Annotated in this window: 1 protein-coding gene; it reads right to left on the reverse strand. The window is 72.5% G+C overall.

Features of this window, described 5'->3' with window-relative positions; all coding sequences use genetic code 11:
- Nucleotides 1-255 (reverse strand): aldehyde dehydrogenase family protein (locus AC5RV2_RS19315; protein ID WP_494093658.1); only part of this gene is annotated, 255 nt, incomplete at both ends.

Here is a 255-nt window from a genome sequence, read left to right on the forward strand (position 1 = left end):
GGCCAGCGCCGCCCCGACCGCGGGGCCGCCGGTCAGCGTCGTCATGACCTGCGGCGGCAGCGCCTCCGAGAGAATCCGGCCGAGCAGCTCACCCAGATGCGGGCAGCGTTCGCTTGGTTTGTGCAGGACCGTGTTTCCCGTCGCCAGCGCGGCACCCAGCAGCCCGGCGGCCACCGCCACCGGATCGTTCCAAGGCGTGAGCACAACGGCCACGCCCCGCGGCTCGTTCACGGTGTAGTCGGCGGCAAGCGAACC

Source organism: Arthrobacter sp. Y3225116, from assembly GCF_059091245.1.